The following is a 13,456-nucleotide window of genomic DNA, read 5'->3' as shown; positions in this document are numbered from 1 at the left end:
GCGCAAGTTTAGCCGAGCTGGCTGCTGGCCGCGCCGCCGCGTACGCTGCGGGTCCGTCTACCCCGAGATCGCGCCAATGCCGCTTCCCCGTCTGGTCATCGGCGACAAGAACCTGTCCTCGTGGTCCTTGCGGCCCTGGCTGCTGCTGCGGCACTTCGCGGTGCCGTTCGAGGAAGTGCCGCTGCCGCTGGACACGCCCGAGTTCGCCGCGCGCATCGGCGCCTATTCGCCGACCGGGCGGGTGCCGGCGCTGTGGGACGGCGAACTGCAGATCTGGGATTCGCTGGCGATCTGCGAGTACGCCAACGAGTGCTGGCTGGGCGGCCGCGGCTGGCCGGCCGACCTGGTAGTGCGGGCGCAGGCGCGGGCGGCGGCGTGCGAGATGCACTCCGGCTTCCTGGCGCTGCGCCGGCAGCTGCCGATGCAGGCCTGCCGCCAGCCCGACGGCCAGCACTGGGACGCCGAGGCGCAGGCCGATATCGCGCGCATCGTGCAGCTGTGGGCGACGCTGCGCGAGACCCATGGCGCCGGCGGGACGTTCCTGTGCGGCGACTTCGGCATCGTCGATGCGATGTTCGCGCCGGTGGCGGTGCGCTTCGCCGGCTACGGCGTGGCGGTGCCGGCGGCGGCCGCGCAATACATGGCGGCCCTGGAGGCCTTGCCGGCGATGCGCGAATGGTGCGCCGGCGCGGCCGCCGAAGTCGCGTTTGCCGACGTCACGGCGCGCGGCTGAGGGCGGGCCATCATGCAGATCGCCTACCGCGCCCAGCACCTGATCGACGCGCACCTGGCCAAGCACGCGCTGGAGGACGCCGGCATCACCGCGTTCGTGTTCGGCGAGGCGCTGCTCGGCGGCGCCGGCGAACTGCCGTTCGGCGTGGTGCAGGTCTGCGTGGCCGACGAACTGCTGGAGAAAGCACAGGAAGTGCTGACAGCACTGGGCCTGGGCGGCCAGGTCACGCGGGCGATGTAGTTGAGGGGCCGGGATTGGGGATTCGGGATTGGAGATTCGCAAGAGCCGCAGGCCCGCTTTTTCGAATCCCTAATCCCGAATCCCCAATCCCGGCCCCTAATCGGCCCGCCAGCCTGGTGGGGCGGCTTCCGGGTCGGCCAGGGCACGCAGGCGCTTGAACAGCACCGTGGTCTCGGCCACGTTCCAGACCCGCAGCGCGACTTCGAAGGTGTCCAGCGGCTTGGTCAGGAAGTCCTTGGCGCCCAGGCCGAGCGCGCGGTGGCGCGCGCTGCGGCTGGGGTCGGCGGTGAGCACGATCACCGGCAGGAAGCTGGACGCACCGGCCAGCCGCGACAGCTGCTCCAGGATCGCATAGCCGTCCAGCTCCGGCATCATCAGGTCGAGCAGGATCAGGTCCGGCGCGAACGCCGAGACCAGGCCCAGCACGCGTTGCGGGTCGGTGGTCGCCACCACCTGCTGGAAGCCTTCGCGCTGCAGCAGGTCTTCGAGCAGGCGGACGTTGGCCGGTTCGTCGTCGACGATCAGGATGCGCGAGGCGAGGACATCGTTGCGGGTCATGCGAGGTGTCGGTCCAGAACGGTGAAGAATTCGGCTACGTCCAGCGGTTTGGTCAGGTAGGCGCGCACGTTGTCGCCCTGCACCCGCGCCAGCGTGGCGGGCGTCGCGTCGGCGCTGACCACCACCACCGGGATCGCCGCGGTGTGCGGTTGCTCGCGCAGTTGCCGCAGCAGGTCCTCGCCGTTGCCGTCGCTCAGGTGCAGGTCGAGCAGGATCAGGTCGGGGCGGGCCTGTTGCAACTGCGCGCGCGCCTGCGCCAGCGTCGCCGCCTCGTGCAGGCGCCAGTGCGGGCGGCGCTCGGCCAGGGTGCGGATCAGCGCCTGGTTGGAGGGATTGTCCTCGACGCTGAGCACGCTGCGCTGGCCATCGCCGGCCGCCGTCGCGGCGATCGCCGGATGCGGCGCCGGCGCGTCGGCGGGCCGGTCCAGCGGCAGCGCGATCCAGAACCGTGAACCCTCCGGGCTGCTCTCCACCACGATGCGCCCGCCCATCGCTTCGGTCAGGCGCTTGCTCAACGCCAGGCCCAGGCCGGTGCCCTCGATCGCCGAGCGCTCCGCGCCCAGCCGCTCGAACGGGGTGAACAGGCGCTGCACCTGCTCGGCCGACAGGCCGTGGCCCTGGTCGTGCACGGCGATGCCCAGGAACTCGCCCTGCCGCTCTGCGCTCACCCGCACCTCGCCGCCGGGGCGATTGAACTTGATCGCGTTCGACAGCAGGTTGATCAGCACCTGGCGCAGGCGCTGCGGATCGGCGCGCACGGTCCAGGCGGGCGGGAATTGCAGCGGTTGCAGGGCGATGCCGCGGGTCTTCGCCTCGGGCGCGACTAGGCCCAGCGCTTCCTCGATCGCCGCGCGCACCGGGACCGGCTGCGGGCTCAGGTCGAGCTGGTCGGACTCGATGCGGGCGATGTCCAGCAGCTCGGTGATCAGCCCGAGCAGGTGCCGCCCGGCGCCGAGGATGTGCTGCAGCTGGCCGCGCTGCGCCGCGCCTGGCAGGTCCATCTCCAGCACCTGCGCGTAGCCGAGGATGGCGTTGAGCGGGGTGCGCAGTTCGTGGCTGCTGCGCGACAGGAATTCGGTCTTGGCGCGGTTGGCGGCCTCGGCCTCGCGCCGCGCCGACTGCGCTTCGGCGGCACGCGCGGCGAGCAGGGTGCTGGCCTGGTCCAGGCGTTGCGCGACCTGGCCCAGTTCGTCGCCGGTGCGCAGCTGCGGCGCCAGCGGCAGGCCTTCGCCCAGGCGGTCGGCGTTGGCCGACAGCACGCGCAGCCGCCGCGACAGCGACGAGGCGAACCAGGCCACCGCGAACACCGCGCCGAGTCCGCCCAGCATCGCCGCACACAGGGTGATCAGCAGGTTGCGCTGGCGCAGCGCCTGTGCCTTGGCGGTGCGGATCTGCAACTGCGCGGTCTCGTAGTTGCGCAGCTCGCGCAGTTCGGCGCGCAGGATGTCGAGCTTGACCTTGCCTTCGCTGAGCTGGCGGATCTCCTCTTCGCGGCTCAGGTCCGGCGCCAGCAGCCGCCGCCAGCCCTGCATCTTCTCCGCGAACAGCGGCTGGATGCGGGCGAAGCGCTGCGCCTGCAGCGGATCGGTGATGCGCTGCGCCAGGCGCTGCACCACGGTCTGCAGGCGCGGTTCGGCGTCGCGGTACGGGGTCAGGAACGCGTCCTGCCGCACCAGCCGGTAGCCGCGCACGCCGGCCGCGGTCTCGGCCAGCAGCGCGTGCGCCTCGTACAGGTCGCTGAGCACTTCCAGGGTCTGGCGCACGTCGTTCTCGGCGGCGATGTTCTGCCGTTCCACGCTGTAGATCGCCACCAATGCCGCCAGCAGCAGCAACAGCGGCAGCGCGACCACCGCCAGGCTCTTGCGGGTCAGCGGCCAGTCGTTCCAGCGCAGCGTGGCCGCGCTCACAGCGCCATCCCCGCCTGCACCGCATACACCGCCGCCTGGGTGCGATCGGATACCTGCAGCTTCTGCAGGATGCGCTCCACGTGGACCTTGGCGGTGCCGGCGGAAATGCCCAGTTCCGCGCCCAGCCCGGCATTGGTCAGGCCGCGCGGCAGCAACGCCAGCACCTGCCGTTCGCGCGCGCTGAGCGCGCCGAGCCGGTCCGGTTGCGCCGGCTTGCGGCGCCGCGGCGCACGCGCCGGTTCGGCCACCGCCGGCGCCAGCAGCGCGGCGATGGTGGCGATCGCCTGCACGTCGCCCGGCGCCGGCGCCATGCGCGCGTTCCAGCCCAGGCACAGCGTGCCCAGCGTGGCGCCCAGCGAGGCGATCGGCACGCACAGCTCGGCCGCGTCGCCCGCGCGCGCGGCCAGGCGCCACGACAGCGCCGGGCCGTCGGTGGCGACGCTGGCGCCGGGCGGCAGCGCGTCGCCATGGCTGGCCAGCACCAGGCTGCGGCTGCCGCGCAGCGCCAGCACCGCGGCGTGCGGCGCATCCAGCAGCTCGCGCGCCAGGCGCAGCGCGGCGGCTCCGGCCTGCTCGGCGCCCGCGGCGCGGGTCACCGCGTCGGCGGCGTCGGCCACCGCCTGCCAACGCGCGCTGTCGGCCGCTTCGCGACGCAGTTCCTGCCGCCATTGGCCTGCATTGAGCGGGGCTTGCATGCTGTTCTCCACTATGCCGATCGGCATATTCGAGGATATGCCGCCCAGCGGATTTTACGCAAGCCGCCGCTGCCAATACTGGCTTCGCCCCGAGATGGCATTCCCTCATCCACAGCGGAGATCCACCATGCGTCGCATCCTGTTCACCCTGGTCCTGAGCCTGTCCACCACCACCGCGCTGGCGGCTCCGGCGATGCACTACGATGCCCGGCCGTCGTTGCCGGCCGCGGGCGAGGAGCGCGAGATCGCCGGCCTGTTCGACCGCTGGAACGCGGCGCTGGCCACCGGCAACGCCGACCGCGTCGCCGACCTGTATGCCCGCGACGGCGTGCTGCTGCCGACCGTGTCCAACCAGGTCCGGGCCAGCCGCGCCGAGATCAAGGACTACTTCGACCACTTCCTGGCGGCCAAGCCGCAGGGCGTCATCAACTACCGCCAGGTGCGGCTGCTCGACGACGACAGCGCGGTCGATGCCGGCGTCTACACCTTCACCCTGACCAATCCGGACGGCAGCACCCGCAAGGTGCAGGCGCGCTACACCTTCGTCTACGAGAAGCGCGACGGCCGCTGGCTGATCATCAACCACCACAGCTCGGCGATGCCGGAACTGGCGGGCGGCGGCAGCAAGACCGCGGCGCATTGAGCTGGCGGGCGTGTGGCCTGGGCCGATGGCGGCCCAGCGCCACGCGCACCTTGAAAGCCGGTGCCAGCAGCGCCATCCAGAAGGCATCCCTTTCGATGCCAGGAGTCCGCGCCATGTTGGGAATCGGTGCCTTCAAGCAGCGCCTGCCGCGCCCGGGCGAAAGCCTGCCCGGCCGCACGGAGCCGCTGCCGCTGCACAACCGCCATTTCGTCAACGACCACCCGCTGCGCGATGCGTTCGCCGGCCTGCAGCAGGTGCAGTTCGGCCTGGGTTGCTTCTGGGGCGCCGAGCGCAAGTTCTGGTCGCTGCCGGGGGTGTTCAGCACCGCGGTCGGCTACGCCGGCGGGCAGACGCCCAACGCCACCTACCGGGAAGTGTGCTCCGGTCAGACCGGCCACACCGAGGCGGTGCTGGTGGTGTTCGATCCGCAGGCGCTGAGCTTCGAGCAGTTGCTGCAGACCTTCTGGGAAAGCCACGATCCGACCCAGGGCATGCGCCAGGGCAACGATACCGGCACCCAGTACCGCTCGGCGATCTACTGCAGCAGCCAGGCGCAGTACGACGCGGCCATCGCCAGCCGCGACGCCTACCAGCAGCGCCTGCGCGCGGCCGGCTACGGCGAGATCACCACCGAGATCCTGTTCCCGGCACCGCCGTTCTACTACGCCGAGGACGAGCACCAGCAATACCTGGCCAAGAACCCGGGCGGCTACTGCGGATTGGGCGGCACCGGGGTCAGCTGCCCGCTCGGCCTGGAGGCCTGAGCCGGCCGCGCAGCGTCCACGCGCTGCGCGGTCCTCACGCGCGCCGGTTTCAGGCCGGCGCGCGCTGCGTCACACGAATTCGGCAGCGAACATCTGCCGCATCTGCGCGATCTGTTCCTCGCGCTCGGGATGCAGCTGGCGCAGGCATTCCAGCGCGAAACTGACCGGGCTGGTGCCAGGTGCGGTGATCAGCCCGTCCGCATTGACCGCTTTCTGTTCGAGGTAATGCGCGGTGCCGGCATAGACGCCCACGTGCTCGCGCAGGAACGCCTGGGAATTGCTGGTGTGCGGCCGCGTATCGAGCAATCCGGCGTAGGCCGGCGCGATGGTGGCGCCGCAGATCGCCGCGACCGCGCGGCCGGCGTCGATGCGCTGCTGCAGCAGCGCACTGAGCCCGGGAATCTCGCCGGCCTGCCAGCGCTCGCTGCCCGGCAGCAGCCATAGGTCCGCATCCAGCGGCGCCAGGTCCGACAACGCGTAGTCCGGGTGCAGGTTCAGCCCGCCGATCGAGCTGACCGGTTTGCCGTCGATGCTGGCGACCTGGATCTCATCGCCGAACCAGGCCCGCGCCGCCGGCAGGATGGTGCCGATCTCCCAGTCCGCCACGCCATCGACCATCACTACCGCGATCGTTGCCATTTGCCGCACCTGTGCTGTGGAGCGCGCAGCTTAGCCGGCGAAAAGTTGCGGCGGCGCCAACGCGGTGTCGAAAGCGCTATCGCGCGTGCGTCGAGCCTGTGCGTGTCTTCGGCGTTAGGCCGTGTTGCCGCATGCACGCTGTGTGCAGCGTGCTATCGCTTCTTAACAGCGACGGAGTCCGGAGCGAATCGGGAATCGAACGCAAAGCAGAAACCCGCTTCGCCCATTCCCCATTCCCCATTCCCGTTTTTCCCCATTCCCAGCACCAAAAAAAGAGCGGCGTTGCCGCCGCTCGGGGGTCGTGCCATTGGCAGCCGCGGTCAGATGGCCAGCTTCTGCCGGATCGTGTCGCGCAGCGCCTGCAGGTCCTTGGCGAAGGTGTCGATGCCGCTGGCCAGCTTCTCGGTCGCCATCGGATCGGCGGCCAGGTCGGTGGCGAACTGCTTGGCATCGATCGGTGCGATCTGCGCGCCGTCGGCTTGGCCGGGCGACAGCTTGCGCGGCAGCTCGCCATGGTCGGCGTCGAGCTTTTCCAGCAGGTCCGGCGAGATGGTCAGGCGGTCGCAGCCGGCCAGCGCCTCGATCTGCGCGGTGGAGCGGAACGAGGCGCCCATCACCACCGTCTGCGAACCGCGGCGCTTGAACTCGGCGTACACGCCGCGCACGAACTGCACGCCCGGGTCTTCGTCGATGTTGGCCGGGGTCTGCCCGTTGGCCACGTACCAGTCCAGGATGCGGCCGACGAACGGCGAGATCAGGAACACGCCGGCCTCGGCGCAAGCCAGCGCCTGGGTGCGGTTGAAGATCAGCGTCAGGTTGCAGTCGATGCCGTCCTTCTGCAGTTGGCGCGCGGCCTCGATGCCTTCCCAGGTCGCGGCGACCTTGATCAGGATCTTGTCCTTGGATACGCCGCGTTCGGCGTACATGGCGATGAACTTGTGCGCCTTGGCGATGGTCGCGGCGGTGTCGTGGGCCAGGTCGGCGTCCACCTCGGTGGACACGCGCCCGGGCACCAGCGCGCTGAGCTTGCTGCCCACGCCGATGGTCAGGCGGTCGGCGATCTCGTCGACCAGGGTGGCGTGATCGCCGTCCTGGCCGCGCGCCCAGGCCAGCGCCTCGTCGATCAGGTCGGCGTAGACCGGCAGGTCCAGGGCTTTCTTCACCAGGGTCGGATTGGTGGTGCAATCGACCGGCTTGAGCCGCTTGATCGCATCGTAGTCGCCGGTATCGGCCACGACCACGGACAACTCGCGCAGCTGAGCCAGTTTGGAAGGAGCGGAAGACGTCATCGATAGTTCTCGGAACGGATGGAATGGAGGATAAGCCCGCGCACGTTAACCCGCCGCGTGCACGAAGTCGCTTGCCGGCTGCACCGCGAGCACGCGCAGCCGCAGCGCGCGGCCGCCGGGGGCCTGCCAGTCGATCGACTGGCCCACGGCCAGGCCGAGCAGGGCGCTGCCGACCGGCGCCAGCACCGAGATGCGGCCTTGCGCGGCATCGGCTTCGTGCGGATAGACCAGGGTCAGTTGGTGGCGTTCGCCGTGCAGTTCGTCTTCGCATTCCACGCGCGAGTGCATGGCGACGATGCCGGCGGGAAGTTGCTCGGGCGGCACCACCGTGGCACGGCCGAGTTCTTCGCCCAGCGCGAGCGCGGCCGGGTGCTGCTTCAAGGCGGGGGACTCGAGCAAGGCCTCCAGACGGGCCAGGTCGTGGCTGGATACGATCAGTGAAGGGGGCAGGCCGCTTTGCGGTTGAGAGGACATGGCAAACTCCTTGGGTCATGAAAAAGGCGGCGCTGCGAGGCGCCGCCCGGATGGCGCTGGCTGTCGCGTGGCATCGGCCGCAGGGCCGATGGCCGCGCTCAGACAGCAGTGACGTGCGGCTGCGTGGGCAGCAGTTGTTCCAGCAACGCCAACAGCAACGGGCCGTCGAACAAGGCGGTGTAGCTGACGCTGACCTTGCTGCCGCCGCGCAACTGGAACTGCAGGCGCGAGGTCCACGCCGACACGTCCATGGCGACGATGTCGTCGATGCGGATCTGGTTGCCGGCAAAGGCGAGGCGCTCGCGGCTCAGCTGCACCGTCTCGAGCGGGCCGCGGGTGAAACCCTTCATGTTGACCGCGAATTCGCGGCGGATCGCGCCGGCGGTGGTGACCATGCGGAAACTCAGTGTCTGCCCGGCATCGAGCTTGGCCATCAGCACCGGCACGCGCGCCTGCAGGTATCCGTGCATGAAGCGGTCGAGGAACTTGTAGTAGCCGCCGATGTTGCCGTTGGCGGCCTGCCACTGTTCCTGGCCTTCGCGCCGCCAGCCCAGGTTGACCGACAGCCCGGCGCGGTAGAACTGGCAGGTTTCGACGATGTCGCGATAGAGGTAGGTGCCATCGCTGCGCTCGGGAAACTGGCGCACGCCCAGCTCGCCCTGTTCCCAGCCGCCGCGGCGGATCGCCCAGCCCAGCAGAATGGTCAGCACGCCGACCAGCGCCAGGCCGAGCATGATCCATTGCAGCGTCTGCGCCGCTTCCGGCGCGACCTTGTCGCGCACCGCGAACAGAAGCACGCCGCAGGCCAGCAGCGCCAGGCCGAACAGCATGACCAGGATCGACAGCGTCGCATTGTTGCGATGGCGGCCGAGCACGGTTCCGATAGACGTCATCCGCATTCCTCTACACAGGTAATCGCGGGATTGTCGCACCGACGGCCGTAAACCGGGCGTTAGCGTCGCCCGCGCGCCTTGCGCCAATGGCGCGGTGCCACGCTCAGAGTGTCGCCCCGCGAGGCGGCAGCGCGGCGGCCACCGGGGCGAGACTCGACGGCGCGGCCTTGGCCGACAGCAGCGCCTCGGGCAGCGCCTTGAACAGTTTCGCCAACTGCTCCAGGAAATCGCTCATCGCCGAACTGCGGCGCCACAGCATCGCGATGCGCCGGCTCGGGCCGGAGGCGTCGTCGAAGCGCAGCAGGTGGATGTTGGACGAGTTGGTCACCGGCGGCTGCACCGCCAGCAAGGGCAGCAAGGTCACGCCGACATTGGCGGCCACCATCTGCCGCAGCGTTTCCAGGCTGGTGGCCTGGAATTCGGCTTTTTCCAGCGCGCCGGACAGGTGGCACACGTCCAAGGCCTGCTCGCGCAGGCAATGGCCGTCCTCCAGCAACAGCAACCGTTGCTGGTGCAGCTCGCTCAGGCTCAACGAATCGCGCTTGGCCAGCGGATGGCCATCCGGCACCGCCAGCACGAACGGTTCCTCGAACAGGAATTCGGTATGCAACTGGTCGTCGTGCAGCGGCAGCGCGAGCAGCGCCGCATCCAGCCGGCCTTCGCGCAACCGGGTCAGCAGCACGTCGCTCTTTTCCTCGATCAGCAGCAGTTCCAGTTGCGGGAAGCGCTCGCGGATGCCGGGAATCACATGCGGCAGCAGGTACGGGCCCAGCGTCGGGAAGATGCCCAGGCGCACCGTACCCGCTTCCGGGTCCTGGCTGCGCCGCGCCGCTTCCTTCATCTGCTCGATCTCGGCGACGATGCCGCGCGCGCGGCTGGCCGCCTCGCGCCCGGCCGGGGTCAGCATGACCTTGCGCGGCGCACGCTCGACCAGCGGCACGCCCAGTTCGTCCTCCAGCTTCTTGATCTGCGTGGACAGCGTCGGCTGGCTGACGAAACAGGCCGCCGCGGCACGCCCGAAATGCTTGTGATCGGCCAGCGCCACCAGGTATTTCAGATCACGCAGGTTCATCGGCAGGTTCCTTGGCGGTGCGGGCTGTGCTGAGAACAGCATAGACCCCGCGCCGGGTCGCGGCGCGAGGTCGCTGCGGCGTGACCGGGTCAGGCCGCTTCGGCGACCGAACTGCTCACCGGCGCGCTGCTGCGGATCAGGTGGTCGAACGCGCTCAGCGCCGCCTTGGAGCCTTCGCCCATGGCGATGATGATCTGCTTGTACGGCACCGTGGTGGCATCGCCGGCGGCGAACACGCCGGACAGCGAGGTCTGGCCGCGGTCGTCGACCACGATCTCGCCGCGCGGCGACAGCGCCACCGTGCCCTGCAGCCATTCGGTGTTGGGCAGCAGACCGATCTGCACGAAGATGCCTTCCAGCGCCAGGCGGTGGATATCGCCGCCGACGCGGTCCTTGTAGACCAGCCCGGTGACCCTGCTGCCGTCGCCGATCACCTCGGTGCTCTGCGCGTTGACGATGATGTCCACGTTGCCCAGGCTGCGCAGCTTGCGCTGCAGGACTTCGTCGGCGCGCAGCTTGGCGTCGAACTCGACCAGGGTGACGTGGCTGACGATGCCGGCCAAGTCGATCGCCGCTTCCACGCCGGAATTGCCGCCGCCGATCACCGCCACGCGCTTGCCCTTGAACAGCGGGCCGTCGCAATGCGGGCAATAGGCCACGCCCTTGTTGCGGTACTGGTCCTCGCCGGGCACGTTCATCTGCCGCCAGCGCGCGCCGGTGGACAGGATCACGCTGCGGCTCTTCAGCGACGCGCCATTGGCCAGCCTGATCTCGACCAAGCCGTCGGCGCCGGCCGCAATCAGCTGTTCGGCGCGCTGCAGGTTCATGATGTCCACGTCGTACTGGCGCACGTGCTGCTCCAGCGCCGCGGCCATCTTGGGGCCCTCGGTCTCCTGCACCGAAACGAAGTTCTCGATCGCCATGGTGTCCAGCACCTGGCCGCCGAAACGCTCGGCCGCCACGCCGGTGCGGATGCCCTTGCGCGCGGCATAGATCGCCGCCGCCGCGCCGGCCGGGCCGCCGCCGATCACCAGCACATCGAACGGCGCCTTGGCGGCGATGTTGGCCGCATCGCGCTTGGCCGCGCCGGTGTCGAGCTTGGCCACGATCTGCTCCAGGCTCATGCGGCCCTGGTCGAACACTTCGCCGTTGAGGTACACGGTGGGCACCGACATGATCTGCCGCGCCTCGACCTCGTCCTGGAACAGCGCGCCGTCGATCGCCACGTGCTTGATGTTCGGGTTCAGCACCGCGGCCAGGTTCAGCGCCTGCACCACGTCCGGGCAGTTCTGGCAGGACAGCGAGAAATAGGTTTCGAACACGTACTCGCCGGGCAGGTTGCGCACCTGCTCGATGACCTCGGCGGTGGCCTTGGACGGATGCCCGCCGACCTGCAGCAGCGCCAGCACCAGCGAGGTGAACTCGTGGCCCAGTGGCAGCCCGGCGAAGCGCAGGTGGATGTCGTGGCCGGGGCTGGTCAGCGCGAACGACGGAGTGCGCTCGCCGCTGTCGCGGTGCACGTCCAGGCTGATCTGGTCCGACAGCAGCACCAGGTCTTCGAGCAGGTCGAGCATCTCGCGCGACTTGGCGCCGTCGTCCACCGACGCGGTGATGTGGATGGGCCGAACGACCCGCTCCAGGTAAGCCTTCAACTGGGTTTTCAGATCGGCATCCAACATGGCGGACTCCTGACGATGGGCAAAGCGAGGGGAAGGCGTTGCTGCCGCAGGGGCAGACCGCCGAAAGAATTGGGAGGAGGGGTGAACCGCAGCCGGCGCGCGCTGCCGGTGGCTGGCGTGAGGCGGGCGTAGCGGCCGCGACGCGGGCTGCGGTTCACCCCCACCCCCGCCGAAGCGGCGGAGATGGGAGTGGGGCGGCTTAGATCTTGCCGACCAGGTCCAGCGACGGCTTCAGGGTCTTTTCGCCTTCCTTCCACTTGGCCGGGCACACTTCGCCCGGATGCGAGGCGACGAACTGCGCGGCCTTGAGCTTGCGCAGGGTCTCGGTGACGTCGCGGGCGATCGCGTTGTCGTGGATTTCCAGCGTCTTGATCACGCCTTCCGGGTTGATCACGAAGGTGCCGCGCAGGGCGAGGCCTTCCTCGTCGATGTGCACGCCGAACGCGCGGGTCAGCTGGTGGGTCGGGTCGCCGACCAGCGGGAACTGCGCCTTGCCGACGGCCGGCGAGGTCTCGTGCCACACCTTGTGCGAGAAATGGGTGTCGGTGGTGACGATGTAGACCTCGGCGCCGATCTTCTGGAACTCGGCGTAGTTGTCCGCGGCGTCTTCCACTTCGGTGGGGCAGTTGAAGGTGAAGGCGGCCGGCATGAAGATCAGCACCGACCACTTGCCCTTCAGGTCCGCGTCGGTGACTTCGATGAATTCGCCGTTCTTGTAAGCGTTGGCCTTGAACGGCTGGACCTGGGTGTTGATCAGAGACATGGAGTTTCCTCGTGGTTGCGAAGGGGGACGGGGGATAGAACGAGGCTCATCATAGGAGGGGTCGATAGATATCTCAAATCGATTGATGGAATTGAATAGATAGATTTTGTCTATCGCTATTCAAGCCTGGCTCTTTGCTGCGCTGCGGGGGAAGCACGCAGTCGCAACGTTCTACCACGTTGGCTTTTCCGGACCGCTGCGGCATCGTGACGTCGATGAACGCCCCCACCCCCGAGTCCCTGCTGCGCGCGGCCTGCGCACAGATCGACCGCGCCGATGCCGAAGCCTTGCTGATCCACGCTCTGCAGCGCGACCGCGCTTGGCTGTTCGCGCATGCCCGCGACCCGTTGCCCGCGGATGCCGCCGAGCGCTTCGGCGCGCTGCTGGCGCGGCGCGCGCAGGGCGAGCCGGTGGCCTACCTGACCGGCCGCCGCGGCTTCTGGACCCTGGACCTGGCGGTCGGCCCGGCCACGCTGATCCCGCGCGCGGATACCGAGCGCCTGGTGGAACTGGCGCTGGAGCGGCTGGACACGGCGCCGGGCCGCCGCGCCGCCGACCTGGGCACCGGCAGCGGCGCGATCGCGCTGGCGCTGGCCAGCGAGCGGCCGCAGGCGCAGGTGCTGGCCACCGACCTGAGCGAAGCCGCGTTGGCGGTGGCGCAAGCCAATGCGCGCACGCACGGCCTGCACAACGTCCGCTTCGCCCACGGCCCCTGGCTGGCGCCGCTGGCCGGACAGCGCTTCGACCTGATCGCCAGCAACCCGCCCTACATCGCCGCCGGCGACCCGCACCTGGCGCAGGGCGACCTGCGCTACGAACCGGCCAGCGCACTGGCGTCCGGCACCGACGGGCTGGACGACATCCGCGTCATCGTCGCCGGCGCAGCGGCGCACCTGCAGCCGGGCGGCTGGCTGCTGCTGGAGCATGGCTGGGAGCAGGGCGAGGCGGTGCGCGCGCTGCTGACCGATGCCGGCTTCGACAACGTGGCGACCTACCAGGACCTGGAGGCGCGCGACCGGGTCACGCTGGGGCGCTGGCCGGCCGGCTGACGTGGTCGCAGACGGTTGCGTCTGGACGGATGTCGCACGCGTGCCGGCCGCGCAAACA

15 protein-coding genes are annotated in these 13,456 nt (G+C 69.6%); 5 read left to right on the top strand and 10 right to left on the bottom strand.

From position 1 onward, the window contains the following. Positions 1-76 precede the first annotated feature (76 nt). On the top strand, positions 77-733 hold the full coding sequence (locus tag HEP74_RS16590) for a glutathione S-transferase family protein (protein WP_185813792.1): 657 nt from the start codon (positions 77-79) through the stop codon (positions 731-733). 12 nt (positions 734-745) lie between these two features. Beyond that, the gene (locus HEP74_RS16585) at positions 746-973 is read left to right on the top strand and encodes a putative signal transducing protein (protein WP_010340670.1); all 228 of its coding nucleotides are present in this window, start codon (positions 746-748) and stop codon (positions 971-973) included. A gap of 96 nt (positions 974-1,069) precedes the next feature. Here the strand turns inward: HEP74_RS16585 and HEP74_RS16580 are convergent, their stop codons facing one another. The 3 genes from HEP74_RS16580 to HEP74_RS16570 are packed head-to-tail and all read right to left on the bottom strand — an operon-like array spanning position 1,070 to position 4,133. Further along, positions 1,070-1,531, bottom strand: coding sequence for a response regulator (locus HEP74_RS16580; RefSeq protein ID WP_179568215.1), 462 nt, complete (start codon positions 1,529-1,531; stop codon positions 1,070-1,072). Further along, a complete protein-coding gene (locus HEP74_RS16575; RefSeq protein WP_185813791.1) occupies positions 1,528-3,438 on the bottom strand; it encodes an ATP-binding protein in 1,911 nt (636 codons plus the stop codon). Before HEP74_RS16575 ends, HEP74_RS16580 begins: the two co-directional genes overlap by 4 nt. Further along, positions 3,435-4,133 (bottom strand): helix-turn-helix transcriptional regulator, encoded by a 699-nt coding sequence (locus HEP74_RS16570; protein ID WP_185813790.1) that lies wholly within the window; start codon positions 4,131-4,133, stop codon positions 3,435-3,437. The genes HEP74_RS16575 and HEP74_RS16570 overlap by 4 nt, the downstream gene beginning before the upstream one ends. Positions 4,134-4,260: 127 nt before the next feature. Between HEP74_RS16570 and HEP74_RS16565 the strand changes: the two genes are divergently transcribed. After that, entirely contained in the window at positions 4,261-4,776 is a 516-nt protein-coding gene (locus HEP74_RS16565) for an SgcJ/EcaC family oxidoreductase (protein ID WP_185813789.1), read from the top strand. 113 nt (positions 4,777-4,889) lie between these two features. Further along, complete coding sequence (msrA, locus tag HEP74_RS16560) at positions 4,890-5,540, top strand: peptide-methionine (S)-S-oxide reductase MsrA (RefSeq protein WP_185813788.1); 651 nt, start codon at positions 4,890-4,892, stop codon at positions 5,538-5,540. 69 nt (positions 5,541-5,609) lie between these two features. Here msrA and HEP74_RS16555 read toward each other — a convergent pair whose 3' ends face one another. From HEP74_RS16555 to ahpC, 7 genes are all read right to left on the bottom strand, one after another. Further along, positions 5,610-6,179, bottom strand: coding sequence for a type 1 glutamine amidotransferase family protein (locus HEP74_RS16555; RefSeq protein ID WP_185813787.1), 570 nt, complete (start codon positions 6,177-6,179; stop codon positions 5,610-5,612). 320 nt (positions 6,180-6,499) lie between these two features. After that, positions 6,500-7,468 (bottom strand): transaldolase, encoded by a 969-nt coding sequence (gene tal / locus HEP74_RS16550; RefSeq protein WP_185813786.1) that lies wholly within the window; start codon positions 7,466-7,468, stop codon positions 6,500-6,502. Between the two features lie 45 nt (positions 7,469-7,513). Beyond that, positions 7,514-7,942: a nucleoside diphosphate kinase regulator gene (rnk, locus tag HEP74_RS16545; protein WP_185813785.1), complete on the bottom strand. Its 429-nt coding sequence runs from the start codon at positions 7,940-7,942 to the stop codon at positions 7,514-7,516. Between the two features lie 98 nt (positions 7,943-8,040). Then, positions 8,041-8,835, bottom strand: a complete 795-nt coding sequence (locus HEP74_RS16540) for a tetraspanin family protein (RefSeq protein ID WP_185813784.1) — start codon at positions 8,833-8,835, stop codon at positions 8,041-8,043. 103 nt (positions 8,836-8,938) lie between these two features. Then, positions 8,939-9,907: a LysR substrate-binding domain-containing protein gene (locus HEP74_RS16535; RefSeq protein ID WP_185813783.1), complete on the bottom strand. Its 969-nt coding sequence runs from the start codon at positions 9,905-9,907 to the stop codon at positions 8,939-8,941. Positions 9,908-9,996: 89 nt separating this feature from the next. Next, positions 9,997-11,586 (bottom strand): alkyl hydroperoxide reductase subunit F, encoded by a 1,590-nt coding sequence (ahpF, locus tag HEP74_RS16530; RefSeq protein ID WP_185813782.1) that lies wholly within the window; start codon positions 11,584-11,586, stop codon positions 9,997-9,999. 199 nt (positions 11,587-11,785) lie between these two features. Continuing rightward, positions 11,786-12,349: an alkyl hydroperoxide reductase subunit C gene (gene ahpC / locus HEP74_RS16525; RefSeq protein WP_039007575.1), complete on the bottom strand. Its 564-nt coding sequence runs from the start codon at positions 12,347-12,349 to the stop codon at positions 11,786-11,788. Between the two features lie 215 nt (positions 12,350-12,564). On the opposite strand from ahpC, the gene prmC reads away from it, so the two are divergent. After that, positions 12,565-13,398: a peptide chain release factor N(5)-glutamine methyltransferase gene (prmC, locus tag HEP74_RS16520; protein ID WP_185813781.1), complete on the top strand. Its 834-nt coding sequence runs from the start codon at positions 12,565-12,567 to the stop codon at positions 13,396-13,398. Positions 13,399-13,456: the final 58 nt, after the last annotated feature.

Source organism: Xanthomonas sp. SS, from assembly GCF_014236835.1.
In the GTDB taxonomy this organism is placed as follows: domain Bacteria; phylum Pseudomonadota; class Gammaproteobacteria; order Xanthomonadales; family Xanthomonadaceae; genus Xanthomonas_A.
The sequence above is the reverse complement of the archived record's forward strand: the minus strand, read 5'-3'. Positions and strand labels throughout refer to the sequence as shown.

Coding starts and splice junctions, on each gene's coding strand:
- msrA (WP_185813788.1), top strand. CDS start 4,890: ATGTTGGGAATCGGTGCCTTCAAGCAGCGCCTGCCGCGCCCGGGCGAA.
- HEP74_RS16590 (WP_185813792.1), top strand. CDS start 77: ATGCCGCTTCCCCGTCTGGTCATCGGCGACAAGAACCTGTCCTCGTGG.
- rnk (WP_185813785.1), bottom strand. CDS start 7,942: ATGTCCTCTCAACCGCAAAGCGGCCTGCCCCCTTCACTGATCGTATCC.
- HEP74_RS16555 (WP_185813787.1), bottom strand. CDS start 6,179: ATGGCAACGATCGCGGTAGTGATGGTCGATGGCGTGGCGGACTGGGAG.
- prmC (WP_185813781.1), top strand. CDS start 12,565: ATGAACGCCCCCACCCCCGAGTCCCTGCTGCGCGCGGCCTGCGCACAG.
- HEP74_RS16585 (WP_010340670.1), top strand. CDS start 746: ATGCAGATCGCCTACCGCGCCCAGCACCTGATCGACGCGCACCTGGCC.
- HEP74_RS16580 (WP_179568215.1), bottom strand. CDS start 1,531: ATGACCCGCAACGATGTCCTCGCCTCGCGCATCCTGATCGTCGACGAC.
- HEP74_RS16565 (WP_185813789.1), top strand. CDS start 4,261: ATGCGTCGCATCCTGTTCACCCTGGTCCTGAGCCTGTCCACCACCACC.
- tal (WP_185813786.1), bottom strand. CDS start 7,468: ATGACGTCTTCCGCTCCTTCCAAACTGGCTCAGCTGCGCGAGTTGTCC.
- HEP74_RS16540 (WP_185813784.1), bottom strand. CDS start 8,835: ATGACGTCTATCGGAACCGTGCTCGGCCGCCATCGCAACAATGCGACG.
- HEP74_RS16535 (WP_185813783.1), bottom strand. CDS start 9,907: ATGAACCTGCGTGATCTGAAATACCTGGTGGCGCTGGCCGATCACAAG.
- ahpF (WP_185813782.1), bottom strand. CDS start 11,586: ATGTTGGATGCCGATCTGAAAACCCAGTTGAAGGCTTACCTGGAGCGG.
- ahpC (WP_039007575.1), bottom strand. CDS start 12,349: ATGTCTCTGATCAACACCCAGGTCCAGCCGTTCAAGGCCAACGCTTAC.
- HEP74_RS16570 (WP_185813790.1), bottom strand. CDS start 4,133: ATGCAAGCCCCGCTCAATGCAGGCCAATGGCGGCAGGAACTGCGTCGC.